Annotated in this window: 14 protein-coding genes; 11 read left to right on the forward strand and 3 right to left on the reverse strand. The window is 73.6% G+C overall.

What is annotated here, in order from left to right; genetic code table 11:
* Positions 1-236: 236 nt before the first annotated feature.
* From NHL53_RS09155 to NHL53_RS09180, 6 genes are all read left to right on the forward strand, one after another.
* Positions 237-860 (forward strand): NUDIX hydrolase family protein, encoded by a 624-nt coding sequence (locus NHL53_RS09155; protein WP_433776555.1) that lies wholly within the window; start codon positions 237-239, stop codon positions 858-860.
* 321 nt (positions 861-1,181) lie between these two features.
* Positions 1,182-2,354: a sensor histidine kinase gene (locus tag NHL53_RS09160; RefSeq protein WP_433776556.1), complete on the forward strand. Its 1,173-nt coding sequence runs from the start codon at positions 1,182-1,184 to the stop codon at positions 2,352-2,354.
* Positions 2,351-3,013, forward strand: coding sequence for a response regulator (locus NHL53_RS09165; RefSeq protein ID WP_433776557.1), 663 nt, complete (start codon positions 2,351-2,353; stop codon positions 3,011-3,013). The genes NHL53_RS09160 and NHL53_RS09165 overlap by 4 nt, the downstream gene beginning before the upstream one ends.
* Before the next feature lie 549 nt (positions 3,014-3,562).
* Complete coding sequence (locus NHL53_RS09170; protein ID WP_433776558.1) at positions 3,563-4,159, forward strand: LppP/LprE family lipoprotein; 597 nt, start codon at positions 3,563-3,565, stop codon at positions 4,157-4,159.
* Positions 4,160-4,244: 85 nt separating this feature from the next.
* Positions 4,245-5,021 carry an ABC transporter ATP-binding protein gene (locus NHL53_RS09175; RefSeq protein ID WP_433776559.1) on the forward strand — a complete coding sequence of 259 codons (777 nt, stop codon included), beginning with the start codon at positions 4,245-4,247 and terminating at the stop codon, positions 5,019-5,021.
* Positions 5,018-6,424, forward strand: a complete 1,407-nt coding sequence (locus NHL53_RS09180; RefSeq protein ID WP_433776560.1) for an FtsX-like permease family protein — start codon at positions 5,018-5,020, stop codon at positions 6,422-6,424. Before NHL53_RS09175 ends, NHL53_RS09180 begins: the two co-directional genes overlap by 4 nt.
* Before the next feature lie 151 nt (positions 6,425-6,575).
* Here the strand turns inward: NHL53_RS09180 and NHL53_RS09185 are convergent, their stop codons facing one another.
* Positions 6,576-7,508 (reverse strand): LysR family transcriptional regulator, encoded by a 933-nt coding sequence (locus NHL53_RS09185; RefSeq protein ID WP_433776561.1) that lies wholly within the window; start codon positions 7,506-7,508, stop codon positions 6,576-6,578.
* A 264-nt stretch (positions 7,509-7,772) separates the two neighbouring features.
* Between NHL53_RS09185 and NHL53_RS09190 the strand changes: the two genes are divergently transcribed.
* The 5 genes from NHL53_RS09190 (at position 7,773) to NHL53_RS09210 (ending at position 15,204) form a co-directional block, all read left to right on the forward strand.
* Positions 7,773-11,276: a bifunctional proline dehydrogenase/L-glutamate gamma-semialdehyde dehydrogenase gene (locus NHL53_RS09190; protein WP_433776562.1), complete on the forward strand. Its 3,504-nt coding sequence runs from the start codon at positions 7,773-7,775 to the stop codon at positions 11,274-11,276.
* A 411-nt stretch (positions 11,277-11,687) separates the two neighbouring features.
* Positions 11,688-12,290 carry a hypothetical protein gene (locus NHL53_RS09195; RefSeq protein WP_433776563.1) on the forward strand — a complete coding sequence of 201 codons (603 nt, stop codon included), beginning with the start codon at positions 11,688-11,690 and terminating at the stop codon, positions 12,288-12,290.
* Between the two features lie 468 nt (positions 12,291-12,758).
* On the forward strand, positions 12,759-13,388 hold the full coding sequence (locus NHL53_RS09200; protein WP_433776564.1) for a copper resistance CopC family protein: 630 nt from the start codon (positions 12,759-12,761) through the stop codon (positions 13,386-13,388).
* Positions 13,385-13,996: a copper chaperone PCu(A)C gene (locus tag NHL53_RS09205; RefSeq protein ID WP_433776565.1), complete on the forward strand. Its 612-nt coding sequence runs from the start codon at positions 13,385-13,387 to the stop codon at positions 13,994-13,996. Before NHL53_RS09200 ends, NHL53_RS09205 begins: the two co-directional genes overlap by 4 nt.
* Positions 13,996-15,204, forward strand: a complete 1,209-nt coding sequence (locus NHL53_RS09210; RefSeq protein ID WP_433776566.1) for a Dyp-type peroxidase — start codon at positions 13,996-13,998, stop codon at positions 15,202-15,204. The genes NHL53_RS09205 and NHL53_RS09210 overlap by 1 nt, the downstream gene beginning before the upstream one ends.
* Before the next feature lie 70 nt (positions 15,205-15,274).
* Here the strand turns inward: NHL53_RS09210 and NHL53_RS09215 are convergent, their stop codons facing one another.
* Both NHL53_RS09215 and NHL53_RS09220 read right to left on the reverse strand, forming a co-directional pair.
* Positions 15,275-16,336 carry a threonine aldolase family protein gene (locus tag NHL53_RS09215; protein ID WP_433776567.1) on the reverse strand — a complete coding sequence of 354 codons (1,062 nt, stop codon included), beginning with the start codon at positions 16,334-16,336 and terminating at the stop codon, positions 15,275-15,277.
* A 462-nt stretch (positions 16,337-16,798) separates the two neighbouring features.
* Entirely contained in the window at positions 16,799-17,290 is a 492-nt protein-coding gene (locus NHL53_RS09220; protein WP_433776568.1) for an N-acetyltransferase family protein, read from the reverse strand.
* Between the last annotated feature and the right edge of the window lie 76 nt (positions 17,291-17,366).

Raw genomic sequence — 17,366 nt, forward strand, 5'->3', positions numbered from 1 at the left:
CGTCGCGCGGGCTCGCCGCGCGGGTGACCGACCGAGCGGAGATCCCGCGGTTCGCGGGTCGTCCTCGCGGATCCGCGTCCGCCGCTCTCGGGATACCCGCCGTCTCGCCGCGCTCGCCGAGGTGCGTCGCCGGGAATCGCCGCGTCCGCGATCGGCGAGGCGGCGCCTCCCGTCACCCCGTCCGCCGTCTTCGCCGGATCCTGCGCCCGGGCCGCGCGGCGCGGTAGCGTGACGTCATGGCGGTCCGCACACCCGATCCCGATCCCGACGACCTCCCCGACGAGCCGCGTCTGCCGAGCGACCTGGGGATGAGCGGGCTGGGCGCCGTGCCCGGGGGATCAGCGAACCCGGCGTGGCTCACCGAGATCGAGCTGGCGGAGGCGCGTCGCCGCCTGCCGATGCTCTACGTCGAGGCCGTCCCCGTGCGCACGGACGGCACCGGTCAGGTGACCCAGGTGGGCATCCTGCTGAGGTCCACGAGCGTCGGCGAGCTCGTCCGCACGATCGTGTCGGGGCGCGTGCGCCACGGCGAGACCGTGCGCGACGCCCTCTACCGCCACCTCGAGAACGACCTCGGGCCGATGGCCTTCCCGCAGGTGCCGCCGTCGCCCGCGCCGTTCACGGTCGCCGAGTACTTCCCTCTGCCCGGCGTGACCGCCTTCCACGACGACCGCCAGCACGCCGTGTCGCTCGCCTACGTCGTGCCGGTCACGGGCACGTGCGAGCCGCGCCAGGACGCCCTCGAGGTCACCTGGATGACGCCGGAGGAGGCCGCGAGCGACGCCGTCGCCGACGAGATGGAGGGCGGCCGCGGCACGCTCGTGCGCATGGCTCTCGCGAGCGTCGGCGCCCTGCGCTGACGGACCGGCCGCGGGCGGGATGCGTCGGCCGCGACCGTTCCGTCGGAGATCTCGGCGCGGGCGGGGCGGATCCGCCCCGTGCGCGACATGCGGGTGAGGATCTCCGACACAACGGCCGCCCGCGGTCTCGGCGGGCACGCCGACCGGCTCTGCCCGCTCGCCGGCGCACCGGCCTCCGCGCCTCCGCACTCGCCCGATACGCCTCCCCGGATGATCCGCCCCGGCTCGCGCGGCGACAGAGGATCCCCGACGCGCCGGCACGCGCCCGAATACATCTCCCGGACGATGCGCCCCGCGACGGCACCGCCTAGCGTGAGGAGGATGACCCCCGTCCTCCGCCGACTGGAGCCGCACCAGCTGCCCGTCGACATCGTGCTCGCGGCGGCCTTCTTCGCCTTCGCCGGGTTCATCGGCATGAACGAGACGCCGTGGCCGTTCCTCGCGCCCGTCATCGGCGCGATCATGTCGGGGGCGCTCGCCGTCAGGCGCCTGTCGCCCCTCATCTCGCTGGGCGTCGCGTGGGCCGGAGCGCTCCTGCAGATGGCGGCCGGCATGCCGCCCCTGCCGAGCAACATCGCGATCTTCGGGGTGCTGTTCGTCACGGCCGCGTACGGCACGCGTCTCGTCATGTGGCTCGGCCTCGCGTCCGTCGGCCTCGGCGCGCTCGCGATCGCCGTGTACATGCTGCTCATCGACTCGCTGTTCGGGGTGTCGGATCCGCAGGGCACGCCGTTCCCGACGCTCCTGCTGCTCGGCGGCCTGATGTTCGCGACCGCGAGCTTCGGATTCGCGCTCGCGTGGACGGCGGGCGCCCTCGTGCGCGCCACCCGTCGGGCCCGTGCGAACCGCGAGGCGCAGCGTCGCGCCGAGGTCGAGATGCAGGCCGAGCAGGAGCGCGGCCGCATCGCCCGCGACATGCACGACGTCGTCGCCCACTCGCTCGCGGTCGTCATCGCGCAGGCCGACGGGGCGCGCTACGCGGCGAAGGCGGATCCCGAGGTCGCCGCCGACGCGCTCGGCACGATCGCGCAGACGGCGCGCTCGGCGCTCGGCGACGTGCGCATGCTCCTCGCCCAGCTGCGCCACCGCGAGGCCGACGGGCCGCAGCCCACGGTCGCCGACATCGATCCGCTGTTCGCCCAGGTGCGGGCGGCGGGCGTCGACCTGCGGGTCGACATCGACCCCGCCCCGCCCGAGGATGCGCCCGCCGCCGCGCAGCTGGCCGTGTTCCGGATCCTCCAGGAGGCCCTCACGAACGCCCTGCGCCACGGCGACGACGGATCCGTCGACGTCGCGATGTCGTGGCAGCCCGCGTCGGTCGTGCTGAGCGTCGCGAACGGCGTGTCCCCCGGCCGCGTCTCGTCCGACGGGGGAGGGCACGGCATCATCGGAATGCGGGAGCGCGCGCAGCTCGCCGGCGGCCGGCTCGACATCGACCGCGCGGACGGCCGGTTCGCGGTGCGCGCGGAGATCCCCCTGAGAGGAGCATCGTGACGGACGACGGATCCGCCGGCCGGCCCGTGCGGGTGGCGCTGGTCGACGATCAGGCGCTGTTCCGCGCCGGCATCCGCATGCTCGTCGACTCGCAGCCCGACCTCGAGGTCGTCGGCGAGGCGGGAGACGGCCGCGAGGCGCTCGACATGGTCGCCCGCGTGCGGCCGGACATCGTGCTCATGGACATCCGCATGCCCGTCCTGGACGGGATCGAGGCGACGGCGGAGCTGCTGCGCCGGCCGGATCCTCCCCGGGTCGTGATGCTCACGACGTTCGACCTCGACGAGCAGGCGGCTCGCGCGATCCGCGGCGGGGCGAGCGGGTTCCTGCTGAAGGACGCCGACCCGGAGTTCCTCCTCGCGGCGATCAGGGGCGTCAGCTCGGGGTCGTCGGTCATCGCCGCGTCGGCGACCCGCGATCTCTTCGCCCACTTCGCCGAGCCGGCGCGCGAGGTGCCGCCGGAGTTCGCGCGCCTCACCGAGCGCGAGCGGGAGATCTTCGAGCTCGCGGCGCGCGGGCTCAACAACTCGGAGATCGCGGCGAGCGAGTTCCTCAGCGAGGCGACCGTGAAGACCCACGTGAGCCGCATCCTCACCAAGCTCGGCCTCCGCGACCGTGTGCAGCTCGTGGTGTTCGCCTTCGACCACGGGCTGGTCTGAGGGGCGGAGCCGCGCTGCGCTCGCCGCGGGTGCGGATCCGTCGGATCGTCCTGCGGGGCCCCGTGCGCTGCTCGGCGGGTGCACGACGACGCCATTTCTCGGCCGCGGGCCGCGGGCGGGGCGTCTTGACGGGTCCGCTGGCGGATTCTGGCGTCGTCGTGCACGGGGGATCCGTCGGGGTGGCCCTGAGGCTTGGTCGACCGGCTCGCCGCCCCCGGATCTGCGAAGCGCACCTCCCTGCCGCCTCGCGGGGTGCGTTTGTGCGACTCGGAGGGCGGCCCACGTGCCCCGGTCTGCGCAGCGGCTGTGCTCCCGGCGCCCATGCGCTGCACGGCGACGGCCGGCGGAAGGGGCGTTTCCGCGCCCTGGACGCGGATCAGGCGCCCCGGGTCCGCGGATCGCACCTCCCGCCGCCGGATTCGGGTGCGTTTCTGCGATCCGGAAGTCGGTCCGCGCGTCCGTGCCTGCGAAGCGCTCGCACCCCGCGGTGGGGGAATGCCGGAGGCTCCCGGTAGCGTGCCCCTCGACGCGGACGACAGGAGGATCGCCATGATGATGCGGAAGATGACCGCGGTGGGCGCGACCGCTCTTGCGCTGCTCCTCGCGGGGTGCGGGGCCGCGGCCGAGCCCGTCACGGCCGACTCGCCCCCGCCTCCGGCATCCGAGGCGGAAACGCCCGAGGAGACCGCGCCGGAAGAGCCCGAAGAGCCGGAAGAGGCCTGCGCCGACCTCGATGCGGAGGCCGCGCTCGACGAGGCGCTTCCGCAGCTGCCGCCGCCGTTCCCTCCCGAGATGGAGCACATGGCGGATCACGAATGGACGACGCAGGCGGCAGACCTCGCCGCCTACGACCCGTGCGCAGAGCTCTCGTGGATCACCGTCTCGATCTGGGGCGCCACGGCCTCCTCGCCCAGCCAGGTCGCGCTGTTCCACCGCGGCGAGTTCGTGCAGGCGGCCACCGAGCGCGCCTACGGATTCTGGCCCGAGGTCGAACGCCTCAGCGAGGGGGCCATCGAGGTGGTCTACCGCTGGCCGCAGGCGGGCGAGGGCAACGCGAACGCGAGCGGCCGCTCCCCGATGCGCTTCGCCTGGGACGACGCGTCGCAGTCCGTGCTCGTCGAGGGGACCCCGCCGCCGATCGGCTGATCCGCCCCACATCATCCTCCGGGTGTACGCGGATCCGCCTTCCGGCCGACGACGCGCGACCGACCGCGTTCGTAGCGTCGAGGACATGGAGATCAAGACCTCGGACATGGGACTCGCGGCGCGGGTCGCGAACGTGACGAAGACCTACGGCGACGGCGCCGGATCCGTGCGCGCGCTCTCGGGCGTGAGCGTCGGCATCCGCCGCGGCGAGTTCACCGCCGTGATGGGGCCGTCGGGATCCGGCAAGTCGACCCTCATGCACGTCATGGCGGGCCTCGACCAGCCGACGACCGGGCAGGTGTGGATCGGCGACACCGAGATCACGGGGCTCGGAGACACCGAGCTGACCCTGCTGCGGCGCCGGCGCGTGGGCTTCGTCTTCCAGGCGTTCAACCTCGTGCCGACGCTCGACGTCGCCGCCAACATCCGGCTGCCCTACGACCTCGACGGGCGCCGGCCCACCGCGGGCGAGCAGAAGCGCATCGACGGGCTCGTCGAGGCGCTCGGCCTCGGCGCGCGCCTCGCGCACCGGCCCCACGAGCTGTCGGGCGGACAGCAGCAGCGCGTCGCGATCGTCCGCGCGCTGGCCACGGCCCCTGACCTCGTGTTCGCCGACGAGCCGACGGGCAACCTCGACTCCCGCACGGGCCGCGAGGTGCTCGCGATCCTGCGTGAGGCGAGCCGCACGCACGGCCAGTCGATCGCGATGGTCACGCACGACCCGATCGCCGCGAGCCACGCGGACCGCGTGCTGTTCCTCGGCGACGGGCGCATCGTCGCCGACAAGCCGCGCCAGACGCCCGAGCAGATCTCGGAGCACATGCTGCGCGCCGAGACGTCCGGCCAGGAGGCCGCGGCATGAGCGCCGAGACGCGCGGATCCTTCCTCCGCGAGCGCGGGATGGGCGCGAGCGTGCTCGTCGCGGCCCTCTCGTCGGCGTTCGGAGCGGTGCTCCTGTCGACCACCGGCTACCTCGGGTTCCTCGCCAGGGAGTCGATGGGCGACGGCGGATCCGTCGTGCTCGTCGTCGGCATCATGAGCGTGATCTTCCTCATCATCGCGATGTACGTCGGCGCGGTCGTCACGGCCAACACGTTCTCGACGATCGTCGCCGGCCGCACCCGCCAGATCGCCCTCATGCGCCTCATCGGGGCGACGGCCCGCTCGGAGCGCGGCCGCGTCGCGACGCAGGGGCTCGTCGTCGGCGTCCTCGGATCCGCCGTCGGCGTCGTCGTCGGCACCGCGCTGTCGTTCGGGGGAGCGGCGCTCGCCTCGCGCCTCATCGACGCGCCCGCGTACCGCGAGGTGCTGCAGCCCTGGCTCGCCCTCCCGTTCGTCGCGGTCGCCCTGACGACGTGGGTCGCGGCGTGGGCCGGGTCGCGCCGGGTGCTGCAGGTCACGCCGCTCGAGGCGCTCGGCGGATCCGTGGAGCGCCCCCACAGCGAGGTCGCCAGCCGCGGGCGCCGGGTCTCGTCGACCGTGCTGGCGGTGCTCGGCGTGCTGCTCATCGTCGCCGGGATCGTGGTGGGCCTCGCGAGCTCGGTCGGGGTGGTCATCGCGTTCCTCGGAGGGATCCTCTCGTTCACCGCCCTCGTGCTCGGCGCGACGACCGTCATGCCGCCGGTGCTGCGGCTCGTGGGGCGGGCGTTCGGACGGTCAGCGACCGCTCGACTCGCGGCCGAGAACGGGCTGCGCTATCCGGAGCGGTCGAGCCGCATGGCGATCGGCGTGGTCATCGGCGTGACCCTCGTGACGATGTTCGCCGTCGCGACCGAGTCGGCGAAGGCCGTGTTCTTCCAGGGGCTCACGGCGGAGGAGATCGAGGCGCACGGCGTCGGGGCGTTCCTCGACGGGTTCTCGGGGATCATGATGGCGCTCGTGGCGTTCTCCGCGGTGATCGCGGGGATCGGCCTCGTGAACCTGCTGACGATCGGCGTCGTGCAGCGGCGCACCGAGCTGGGGCTGCTCCGGGCGCTCGGCCTGTCGAGCGGGCAGGTGCGCCGCGTCGTGCTGCTGGAGGCGGCGCACATCACGCTCTCCGCGACGCTGCTGGGGCTCGCCCTCGGCATCGCGTACGGATGGGCGGGCGCGCAGTCGCTGCTCGCGTCGCTCGGCGAGGGCGGCGTGTTCCTCGCCCCGGCCGTTCCGTGGCTGCCCGTGACGATCGTGGTCGCGGCGATGGCGCTGCTCACCCTGGTCGCGGCGGTCGCCCCGACCCGCCTCGCCACCCGCGTGAGCCCGGTGGAGGCGCTCGCCGCGGCGTGAGAGGTCCCTGGCGAGGCTCGCGAGTGGCGCAGACCTTCGCGAGTGGCGCAGGTATTCGGCCGGATATCTGCGCCACTCACGAGAACCTGCGCCACTCGCGAGCCGGGCACCCGACCGACCCCGGTCCCGCCCGACCGACCCGGCCCCGTCGTCAGTCGATGTGGGGCATCGCGTTCGGGTCGCCGAACGCGGCGGCCGCGTCGTCGAAGGCCTGCTGCAGGGCGGCGCGCACGGCGATGACGCCCTTCGCGTCGCGCGACGACTCCCGCGCCGACGTGAAGATCTCGCGGTGCGGGGATCCGGGCAGGTCGATGAGGCGCACGGGGCTCTCGTCGCCGGCGAGCAGCTGCTCGGGCAGGAGCCCGACCGCGTGCCCCGACGAGATGAGCCGCACCTGCGCGAGCAGGTCGGCGGCGCTGTAGCGCACGTCGGGCTCGAAGCCCGCCGCACGGCACTGCTGCACCGACCAGGTGCGCACGGCCGTGCCCTCGGGCTCCATCACCCACGCCGCGTCCGCGGCCTCCTCGATCGAGAAGACGCCCGAGTCGTGCCCGACGGCGAGTCGGATCGGGTCGCGGCCCAGCACGACGCGGTCGAGGCCGGGCCGGTGCTCGCGCGTGTGGCCGGGGTACTGCTCGGCGATCACGAGGTCGAAGCCGCGGGCCTCGACCTCGAACAGGCCCTCTTCCGGCGGCGTCACCCACGCCTCGACGCGCAGCCCGGGGTGGGTGACCGCGAGCATGTCGAGCATGCGCGGCAGCAGCGCGCGGGCCGAGGTCTGCAGCGCCGCGATGCGCACGGGCGCGGGGAGCGGGTTCGACACGTCGATCTCGGCGCGCGCCCGCTCCTCGAGGCCGAGCACCTGCGCGGCGTGCGCGGCGACGGTCTCGCCCTGCGCGGTCAGCCGCACCCGGCGCCCGTCGGGCTGCAGCAGCGGCGCTCCGACCTCGCGCTCGAGCTGCGCGAGCTGCTGGGACACCGTGGACGGCGAGTAGCTGAGGGCGGTCGCGACGGCCGTGATGGTGCCGCGCAGCTGCAGCTCGCGGAGGAGCAGCAGGCGGTGCGTGCTCCATCCCGTCGACATCCTTCGAGGCTAGCGAACGGATCCCTTCGCCTTTCTGCGCTGTTGCCCGGGCGTGTCGAGGGGCAGGATGAGGGGCACGATGCCCGTGAGGAAGCGGGCGGACGGACGGATCCGCCGAGGGATCCGGGCCTCGCGCCAGGTCGCGGCGGAGCCGGGAATCCTTTTGGGATTTCCGAATGGATCCCTTCGAAAGTGTGAGCTTTACCTAAGAGTTCTTCCCGCAGAGGATGGATCGGATCCACACGAGAAAAGGGGTGAACGTCAATGACCATCGAGCCGCGCACATCCGCGTCGTTCCAGTCGCCCGACACCGCAGGAGCAGCCGTGAACACAGACATCGACAAGGAGCTCGCTGACAAGGCGATCGCCCAGGTGCGCACGTGGCTCGTCGCCGCGCGCGAGGAAAAGGTCGACGCCGCCGCCCGCAACCTCGCCGGCGTGCTGAGCGACCCGAAGGGGCTCGACTTCGCCGTCGGTTTCGTCGACGGCGTCGTGCGCCCCGAGGACCTGAAGGTCGCGGCGCGCAACTTCCAGCAGGTCTCGAAGATCACCCCGACGTTCCTCCCCGCCCCGCTGCGCGCGCTCATCCGCTTCGGCGGCGCGATGGCGCCCGCCTTCCCGTGGATCGTCGTGCCGATCGCGCGCAAGGTGCTGCGCGAGATGGTGCGCCACCTCATCGTCGACGCGAGCGACGCGAAGCTCGGCAAGGCGCTCGCCCAGATCGGCGGCGAGGGCATCCGGCTCAACGTCAACCTCCTCGGCGAGGCCATCCTCGGCCAGCGCGAGGCCGACCGCCGCGTCGCCGGCACGAAGCGCCTCCTCGAGCGCCACGACGTCGACTACGTGTCGATCAAGGTGTCCTCGACCGTCGCCCCCCACAGCCTCTGGGCGCACGACCAGGCCGTCTCCCACGCCGTCGAGGCGCTCGTCCCGCTGTACCGCACCGCGCGCGACAACGGCACGTTCCTCAACCTCGACATGGAGGAGTACAAGGACCTCGACCTCACGCTCGACGTCTTCATGCAGCTCCTCGACCGCGAGGAGTTCCGCCAGACCCGCGCCGGCATCGTGCTGCAGGCGTACCTGCCCGACTGCCTCGACGCGATGATCCGCCTCCAGGAGTGGGCCGCGAAGCGCGTCGCCTCCGGCGGCGCCCCCATCAAGGTGCGCGTCGTGAAGGGCGCCAACCTGCCCATGGAGCAGGTCGACGCCGAGACGCACGAGTGGCCTCTCGCCACCTGGCCCTCGAAGCAGCACACCGACGCCGGCTACAAGCAGGTGCTCTCCTACGCGCTCACCCCCGAGCGCCTCGCGAACGTGAACATCGGCGTCGCCGGCCACAACCTCTTCGACGTGGCCCTCGCGAAGCTCCTCGCCGAGAAGCGCGGCGTCCGCGTCGAGCCGGGCTCCGGCCTCGAGTTCGAGATGCTCCTCGGCATGGCGACCCAGCAGGCGGCCGTCGTGCGCCGCGACGTGGGCGAGCTGCTGCTCTACACGCCCGTCGTGCACCCCGACGAGTTCGACGTCGCGATCGCCTACCTCATCCGCCGCCTCGAGGAGGGCGCGTCGACCGACAACTTCATGTCGGCCGTGTTCGACCTCGACAGCAACGAGCAGCTCTTCGAGCGCGAGAAGCAGCGCTTCCTCACCTCGATCGAGATGATGCCGACCGAGGTCCCCGCGCCGAACCGCCAGCAGAACCGCGGCGAGCAGCAGCCCGCCGGCCCGCGCGGCGAGTTCCGGAGCACGCCCGACACGGATCCGGCGCTCGCCGCGAACCGCGACTGGGCCGCGGGGATCCGCTCCCGCATGGAGGGCTCCGAGCTCGGCGTCGCGACCCTCGCCGAGGCCGCCGTCAGCGAGAAGGGCGAGCTCGAGCAGCTCATCGTCGACGCGGCCGCGGCCGCCGAGGCGTGGGCCGCGAAGCCCCTCGCCGAGCGCGTCGAGATCCTCCACCGCGCCGGCGACGCCCTCGAGGCGCACCGCGCCGACCTCCTCGAGGTCATGGGCTCCGAGGCCGGCAAGGTCGTCGAACAGGGCGACCCCGAGGTGAGCGAGGCGATCGACTTCGCGCACTACTACGCCGCCAGCGCCGAGAAGCTCGCCGGCGTCGAGGGCGCCGAGTACGCGCCCGCCAAGGTCACCGCGGTGATCCCGCCGTGGAACTTCCCCGCCGCGATCCCCGCCGGCGGAGTGCTCGCCGCGCTCGCGTCCGGATCCGCCGTCATCTTCAAGCCCGCGTCCGCGACCGCCCGCACGGGCGCCGTCATCGCCGAGGCGCTGTGGGAGGCGGGCGTGCCCCGCGAGGTGCTGCGTCTCGTCAAGCTGAAGGGCCGCGACCTCGGCCAGCAGCTGCTGAGCCACCCGACGGTCGAGCAGGCGATCCTCACGGGCGCCTACGAGACGGCCGAGCTGTTCCGCTCGTTCCGCCCCGACCTCCCCCTCCTCGCGGAGACGAGCGGCAAGAACGCCATCATCGTCACCCCGAGCGCCGACTTCGACCTCGCCGCGAAGGACGTCGCCTACTCGGCCTTCGGCCACGCCGGCCAGAAGTGCTCGGCCGCGTCGCTCGTCGTGCTCGTCGGATCCGTGTCGAAGAGCGAGCGGTTCCGTCGCCAGCTCCTCGACGCCGTCGACGGCTACGAGGTGGGCATGCCCTGGACCGAGGGAGCGCGGATCGGGCCGATCATCGCCCCCGCCGAGGGCAAGCTGCTGCGCGGCCTGACGCAGCTCGAGCCCGGCCAGCGCTGGATGCTCAAGCCCGAGAAGCTCGACGCCGACGGCGCGCTGTGGACCCCCGGCATCCGCGAGAACGTCAAGCCCGGATCCGAGTTCCACCTCACCGAGTACTTCGGTCCCGTCACCGGCATCATCGAGGCGGAGACCCTCGAGGAGGCCATCCGGATCGTCAACGCGGTCGACTACGGGCTCACCTCGGGTCTGCACTCGCTCGACGTCGACGAGATCCAGACGTGGCTCGGATCGGTGCAGGCGGGCAACGCCTACATCAACCGCGTCATCACGGGCGCCATCGTGCAGCGCCAGCCCTTCGGCGGCTGGAAGAAGTCGGCGGTCGGCGCGGGCACGAAGGCCGGCGGCCCGAGCTACCTGTTCGGCCTCGGCACCTGGGCCGACGCTCCCGTCGAGGCGGAGGGGGCGCTCGACGCCGACGCCCGCGCGGCGGTCGCGGCGCTCGGCGGCGACGCCGACCGCGAGTGGCTCCAGAACGCGCTGCGCACCGACATCCGCGCGTGGAGCGACGAGTTCGGAGTGGCCCGCGACGTCCAGGGCCTCGAGCTCGAGCAGAACGTGCTCCGCTACGTGCCGACGGCCGTGACCGTGCGCTACGAGGGCGACCGCATCGCGGAGCTCGTCCGCGTCGTCGCCGCCGGCCTGCGGATCGGCGCCCCGATCGTCGTGTCGTCGTCCGAGCAGCTGCCCGGATCCGTGCGCTCCTACCTCGCGACCGCCGGCGTCTCCGCCGTCGTCGAGGGGGAGGACGCGTGGGCCGCGCGCACCGCGAAGACGGCCGAGACCGGCGGGCGCATCCGCCTCGTCGGCGGGTCGGCGGATCCGATCATCGCCGCCACGAAGGGCGAGCCGAACGTCGCGATCTACGCGGGCGAGGTCACCTCGGCCGGTCGCGTCGAGATGCTGCCGTTCGTGAAGGAGCAGGCCGTGTCGATCACGGCGCACCGCTTCGGCAACCCGCGCCGCTACGACGTCCCCGTCGTGGTCGGCGGCGCCAGCGACCTCATCGCCGGCTGAGACCCTCCCCATGAAGCGCCCCGGGCTCCGGCCCGGGGCGCTTCTGCGCGTGCAGGGGCGGGTTGCCGGGCGTGCGGTCGTGCGAGGCGGGAGGGTCACCAAGAAACGTGGCCAGGCGGGCGCGCGGCACGGCGTTTCCTGGCGACCCAACTGCGGGCGGGGGCTCGGCCCGTCGTGCGCGGGGCGCTTCGGGGGAGGGGCCGCCAGGAAGCGTCGCCTGGCGTGGGCGTCGGCACAGCGTCTCCCGGCGACCCCTCTGCGGGCGCGCGGCGGTTCCGTCGGGTCTCTTCGCGTGCGCGGGGACGGGATCGCGGGTTCCGGGCACGGCCCCCGCGTCCCCGCGGGAGCGAGTGAGCCCCGGCTCGCGATTCTCCGAGCGGGCGCCCCGACCGGGATGAGAGAATCGGATCCATGGCATCCTCCCGCGGCACGCAGCTCCTGCGGGGCGCCGCGGGCGCGTCCGTCGCGACGTTCGTCGCGCTGCTGTCGCACGTCGGCGCGGGCGGCGAGATGCCCGCCCTGCTCGGCGTCGCGGTGCCGTGGATCCTGTCGCTCATGGTCTGCACGCTGCTCGCGGGGCGCCGCCTCTCGGCCGTGCGGCTGAGCCTCGCGGTCGTCAGCAGCCAGGCTCTCTTCCACGTGCTGTTCGTGCTCGGCGCCGTCCAGGCGCTGCCGACGGGCGGCGGGCACCACCACTCGCTCGAGCCGATCGTGCTGGCCTCGGGAACGGCGGGCGATCGCCTCGTCGCGGATCCGCTCATGTGGGCGGGCCACGCGCTCGCCGCGGTCGCGACCGTCCTCATCCTGCATCGGGGCGAGGCCGAGATCCTGCGCGGGCTCCAGCTCGTGCGCGATCTCGCGCGCTGCGCGGTGCGCCGCCTCGTCGCCTTCCTCGACGCGCCGCAGGAGTTCCCTGCTCCCCGCGTCGCGGCCCCGCGGCGCGACGACGACCTGCGGCCGCTCGTCCTCGTCGTCTCGTCGCTGCGGCGGCGCGGTCCTCCCGCTCTCGCGTAGGGAGCATCCTCTCCTCCTCGCGACCCTCGTCGGGTGAGCGCGGATCGTCGGCTCGCGCCCGTCGGGCGTCCGCGACGCCGCCTCGACCGGCCGGGTCGGCTCTCCGCGAGCGCCCCGGGCCCAGCCAGCCGCAGACGGCGGCGACATCCGGCATGGTCTCGGACGGCGGATCCCTCGGGATCCCGCCGGCGCGGATCTCGCGGTGTCGCGCCGCCCGTGCGCCGACCGGCCCGGACATGGGCGCGGCCCGCGCTCCGCGAGCGCCCGCCGCGATCCGCCGGCCGGCTCGTCGACGGCGCGGAGCGGACGGCGTCCGCGGGCTCCGGCCCGCGGCTCGCGTCGGAGGAGAGGACGCTCCCTCATCGGAACCCGCCGCGCGCTCCTCGCGCCCGGCGTCATCTTCTGCGCGCGGATCCCGCGCGCCTTCCGAGAGCACGCCCGACCCCGGGCGAACAGAGAGGTCCATCCATGTCATTCACCCGTTCCACCCTCGCGGGCGGCGCCGTCGCGCTGCTCGCGCTCGTCCTGTCGGCCGCGCCCGCGGCCGCGCACGACCAGCTGATCGACAGCAGCCCCGCCGCCGACGAGCGGCTCGACGAGGCGCCCGCCTCGGTCGAGATGATGTTCTCCGGCGACATCATGACCATCGGCGAGGACCAGCTCGGCGCGACCGTGCTCGTCGTCGACGGGTCCGGCCGCGACTGGGTCGAGGGCGCGCCGCAGATCGACGGCGGGGCCGTCACGGTCGATCTCGCGGACGACATGCCCGCCGCCGAATACGAGGTGCGCTGGCAGGTCGTCTCGGAGGACGGCCACCCGATCGAGGGCGTCATCCCCTTCGCGGTCGAGGGAGCGGATCCCGCCGGGGAGGTTCCGACGGAGGAGTCGTCCGCCCCGAGCGCTGAGCCGGAGCCCGAGGCGGACGCGGAGGACGCCGACGACGCCGGAGCCGACGCGGCCGACGCCGAGGAGCAGGGCGTCCCGACCGGAGTGATCATCGGATCGGGCGTCGCGGTGCTGGCGCTGATCGGCGTCGCCGTGTTCTTCGCGATGCGCCGTCCGCGATCGGCGGACGCTGACGAGGAGGACCGGGCATGACGCGCCGCACGCTCGTCGCCGGATCCCTGGTCCTCGCTCTGAGCCTCGCGGGCTGCGCGGGCGAGGCCGCCCCCGACGGACCCGCGAGCGAGACCGTCGAGATCACGGACGCCTGGGTGAAGGCCGCGGACGAGGGGATGACCGCCGGGTTCGGCGTGCTCGCGAACTCCGGTGCCGAAGCGACCGTCGTGTCGGCCGAGAGCGATGTCGCCGGTTCCCTGGAGCTGCATGAGACCGTCGCGTCCGAGACGGGGGAGATGCTCATGCAGGAGGTCGCGGGTGGCTTCGTGCTCCCCGAGGGCGGCGAGCTGTCGCTCGAACCCGGCGGATCCCACCTCATGTTCATGGACCTGGCCGAGCCGCTTCGTCCGGGGGACGAGGTCGAGGTGACCCTCACCTTCTCCGACGAGTCCACCTTCACGTTCTCGGCTCCGGTGAAGGACTACTCGGGCGCCAACGAGAACTACGGCGGCTCCGAGGAGCAGGAGCACGGCGAGCACGAGGAAGGGGAGCACGCGGAGCACGAGCACGGGGGCGATGGCCAGGGGGGATCCGCCTCGGACGACCGCCGGGGACAGACGACCGGCGCGCGCTCGGAGCCTCGCTGATGTCCCGTCCGACGCGCAGCCGCGGCCCGAGCAGGCGACAGTTCCTCCTGGGCGGCACCCTGACCGGCGCCGGGGCGGCGGCCGCCCTGGGCATCGACGCGGCGCTGCGCCCGCGGCTCGCGGAGAAGCCGGAGCCCGCCCTGCACGGCGGCGACGTCGTGCCCTTCCACGGAGCGCATCAGGCCGGGATCGCGACGGACGCCCAGGCGCACGGCGCCTTCGTCGCGCTCGACCTGCGCGAGGGGGTGAACCGGGATGACCTGGCTCGTCTCATGAGGATCCTCACGGACGATGCCGCGCGCCTCACACAGGGGGAGCCGGCCCTCGCGGATTCCGAGCCGGAGCTCGCAGAGCATCCCGCCCGGCTCACCGTGACCTTCGGGTTCGGTCCCGGATTCGTGGCCCGCGCCGGCGGATCCGGTCCGTCGTGGCTGGGGCCCCTGCCGGCGTACGGGATCGACCGACTGGCCTCGGGATTCTCGCACGGCGACCTCGTGCTGCAGATCGCCTCGGACGATCCGATCACCCTGGCGCATGCCCTGCGCATGCTGCTGAAGGACGCGCGCTCGTTCGCGACCGTGCGGTGGACGCAGCGCGGCTTCCGGCGCGCGCACGGCACCGAGCGGCCGGGAACGACGATGCGGAACCTGTTCGGGCAGGTCGACGGCACGACCAACCCCGTGCCCGGCACGACCGACTTCGACGAGCTCGTCTGGTCGTCTGACGGGTGGCTCGCGGGCGGCACGGGCATGGTGATCCGGCGGATCCGCATGGATCTCGACACGTGGGACGAGCTCGACCGTCCCGGCAGGGAGGCATCGGTCGGACGCACCCTCGACAGCGGCGCGCCGCTCACGGGCGGAGGGGAGCACGACGCCCCCGACTTCGAGGCGACGACGGCGCTGGGGTTCCCCGTGATCCCGGTGTTCGCGCACATGCGTCGCGCGCGCAGTGCGGATCCTCGAGAGCGCTTCTTCCGACGGGCGTACAACTACGACGAGCGGGCGACGGGGGAGGAGATCTCGGATGCCGGGCTCATCTTCGTCACGTTCCAGGCCGACGTGGCGCGTCAGTTCGAGCCGGTGCAGCGTCGGCTCGACGAGCTCGATCTGCTGAACGAGTGGACGACGCCGATCGGATCAGCCGTGTTCGCCGTGCCGCCCGGGTGCGATGAGGGCGGCTTCGTCGGCGAGACGCTGCTGGGATAGGGCCTGCGGTGCGCCCGCGCGGCGCAGGGAGCCCCTCGGATCCCTGCGCCGCGCGGGTGGCGTCCCGGCCCTACGCGCAGTGCTCGCGGACGAGGCCCACGAACCGGTCGACGTCCTCCGGGGTCGTGTCCCAGCTCGTCAGCCACCGCACCTCGCGGGTCGCCGCGTTCCAGTCGTAGAAGCGCACGTGCGCGCGCAGTCGGTCGGCGGATCCCTCGGGGAGGACCGCGAAGACCCCGTTCGCCTCCGTGGGCTGGGTGAACGAGACGCCCCGCACGGATCCGTCGTCGATCGCGTCCTGGATCCCCTGCCGCAGCCGCGCCGCCATCGCGTTCGCGTGCGCGCCGGATCGGAGCCACAGGTCGTTCTCGAGCAGCGCGACGAGCTGGGCCGACACGAAGCGCATCTTGCTCGCCAGCTGCGCGGAGTTCTTGCGCAGGAAGTCGACGCCGTGCGCCGCGTCGGGGTTCAGCACGACGACCGCCTCCGCCCCGATGCATCCGTTCTTCGTGCCGCCGAAGCTCATCACGTCGACGCCCGCGTCGCGGGTGAACGCCGCGAGGGGCTGACCGAGGGCGGCGGCCGCGTTGGCGATCCGCGCGCCGTCGACGTGCAGGCTCATGCCGAGCTCGTGCGCGGTGTCGGCGATCGCGCGGATCTCGCCTGAGGTGTAGAGCGTGCCGAGCTCGGTGGACTGGGTGATCGACACGACCTCCGGCTGGATCGTGTGCACCCCGCGCGAGACGGCGTGGGCGCGCACGAGCTCGGGGGACAGCTTCGCGTCGGCGGTCGGCACCGGCAGGATCTTCAGCCCGCCGATCTTCTCGGGCGCCCCGCCCTCGTCGGTGTTGGCGTGCGCGATCGCGGGGGCGATCACCCCGCCCCAGCGGGTGACCATGCTCGTGAGCGCGACGACGTTCGCGCCGGTGCCGCCCCACACGGGGAAGACCTCGACGTCGTCGCCGAGCATCGCGTGGAACCGGGCCCGCAGGTCCGCGGTCCACGGGTCCTCCCCGTACGCGGGCACGTGCCCGACGTTCGCGTCGGCGAGCGCGGCGAGCACCTCGGGGTGCGCGCCGCTGTAGTTGTCGGAGGCGAACCCGCGCGGCGCGGGCACGGAACGGGGATCCATGCCCCCAGGCTACGGCGGGATCGCCGGCCCCCGCGCGCCCCGATGCCCGCGAGCGGGGCGTGCGGCCTCCGGTCGCGAACGGGGCGCGGGGATCCTGAGGCTGCCCCCTCCCGCGAGGGAGCGTTCGGCTGGGAGCAGCGCGGCTCGCGAGCGGCGCAGTTTCTCGCGAGTGGCGCAGTTTCTCGCGAGTGGCGCAGATATCCAGCCGAATATCTGCGCCGCTCGCGGATGTCTGCGCCACTCGCGAGGGGGAGGGGGCGCCGGGGTGCGCGAGCGGATGCGGATCCCGTTATTCGCGTGCGAGCGTCGGAATCCGACGCGACCCCTGCTCGCGGGTGGGCTCCTGCTCGCGAGCGGCGCAGATGCGCGTCGTCATGCCGTCGCCTCTCGGGGCTGTCGGCCCCGCTCGCGTCGGAGGGGAGGAACCACGGCGCGTCCACATCGCCCCGTATCCCCCGCCCCTCAGCGCACCATGCGCCTCTCGACGCGCACGTGATCCGCGCGGCGCTCCTCGATCTCGGTGCCGTCGAAGGAGAACCCGATCCGCTCGTAGAAGGCGATCGCGCGCTCATTGCCCCGCAGCACCCAGAGGTATGCGGGCGCGTCGGCGAGCGCCGCGTCGACGAGGGCGCGTCCGATCCCGGCTCCGTGACGGGCGGGATCCAGGTAGAGCGCCGACAGCTCGAGCTCGCGCGGAGCATCGTCGTCGCGTGCGGGGCCGGCGGAGGCGAAGCCGAGAATCCGCCCGTCGTCGACCGCGATGTCCAGCCGCGCGGGCGATGCCGCGTCGAGCTGCGCGATGACCTGCCGCCACATCGCCTCGCGCGCGCCGACGTCGAGGCCGTCGAGGACGTGCGCCGGCAGAAGGCCGCGATAGGCGTGTCGCCAGGTGGCGACGTGCATCTCCGCGATGCCGCGCTCGTCGCCAGCGCGTGCTGCTCGGATCTCCCACATGCGTCCAGGGTAGGAGCGGCCGTCCTCCTCCCGCGCGCCCCGATGCCCGCGAGCGGCTGCGGCCGCGGCCGCGGGC

The organism is Microbacterium sp. gxy059 (genome assembly GCF_050958665.1).
GTDB lineage: Bacteria > Actinomycetota > Actinomycetes > Actinomycetales > Microbacteriaceae > Microbacterium.

Bases quoted from the DNA above. Each gene is read 5' to 3' on its own strand.
- NHL53_RS09190 (WP_433776562.1), top strand. From the start codon at position 7,773: ATGACCATCGAGCCGCGCACATCCGCGTCGTTCCAGTCGCCCGACACC.
- NHL53_RS09195 (WP_433776563.1), top strand. From the start codon at position 11,688: ATGGCATCCTCCCGCGGCACGCAGCTCCTGCGGGGCGCCGCGGGCGCG.
- NHL53_RS09210 (WP_433776566.1), top strand. From the start codon at position 13,996: ATGTCCCGTCCGACGCGCAGCCGCGGCCCGAGCAGGCGACAGTTCCTC.
- NHL53_RS09200 (WP_433776564.1), top strand. From the start codon at position 12,759: ATGTCATTCACCCGTTCCACCCTCGCGGGCGGCGCCGTCGCGCTGCTC.
- NHL53_RS09175 (WP_433776559.1), top strand. From the start codon at position 4,245: ATGGAGATCAAGACCTCGGACATGGGACTCGCGGCGCGGGTCGCGAAC.
- NHL53_RS09180 (WP_433776560.1), top strand. From the start codon at position 5,018: ATGAGCGCCGAGACGCGCGGATCCTTCCTCCGCGAGCGCGGGATGGGC.
- NHL53_RS09160 (WP_433776556.1), top strand. From the start codon at position 1,182: ATGACCCCCGTCCTCCGCCGACTGGAGCCGCACCAGCTGCCCGTCGAC.
- NHL53_RS09170 (WP_433776558.1), top strand. From the start codon at position 3,563: ATGATGATGCGGAAGATGACCGCGGTGGGCGCGACCGCTCTTGCGCTG.
- NHL53_RS09205 (WP_433776565.1), top strand. From the start codon at position 13,385: ATGACGCGCCGCACGCTCGTCGCCGGATCCCTGGTCCTCGCTCTGAGC.
- NHL53_RS09215 (WP_433776567.1), bottom strand. From the start codon at position 16,336: ATGGATCCCCGTTCCGTGCCCGCGCCGCGCGGGTTCGCCTCCGACAAC.
- NHL53_RS09185 (WP_433776561.1), bottom strand. From the start codon at position 7,508: ATGTCGACGGGATGGAGCACGCACCGCCTGCTGCTCCTCCGCGAGCTG.
- NHL53_RS09220 (WP_433776568.1), bottom strand. From the start codon at position 17,290: ATGTGGGAGATCCGAGCAGCACGCGCTGGCGACGAGCGCGGCATCGCG.
- NHL53_RS09155 (WP_433776555.1), top strand. From the start codon at position 237: ATGGCGGTCCGCACACCCGATCCCGATCCCGACGACCTCCCCGACGAG.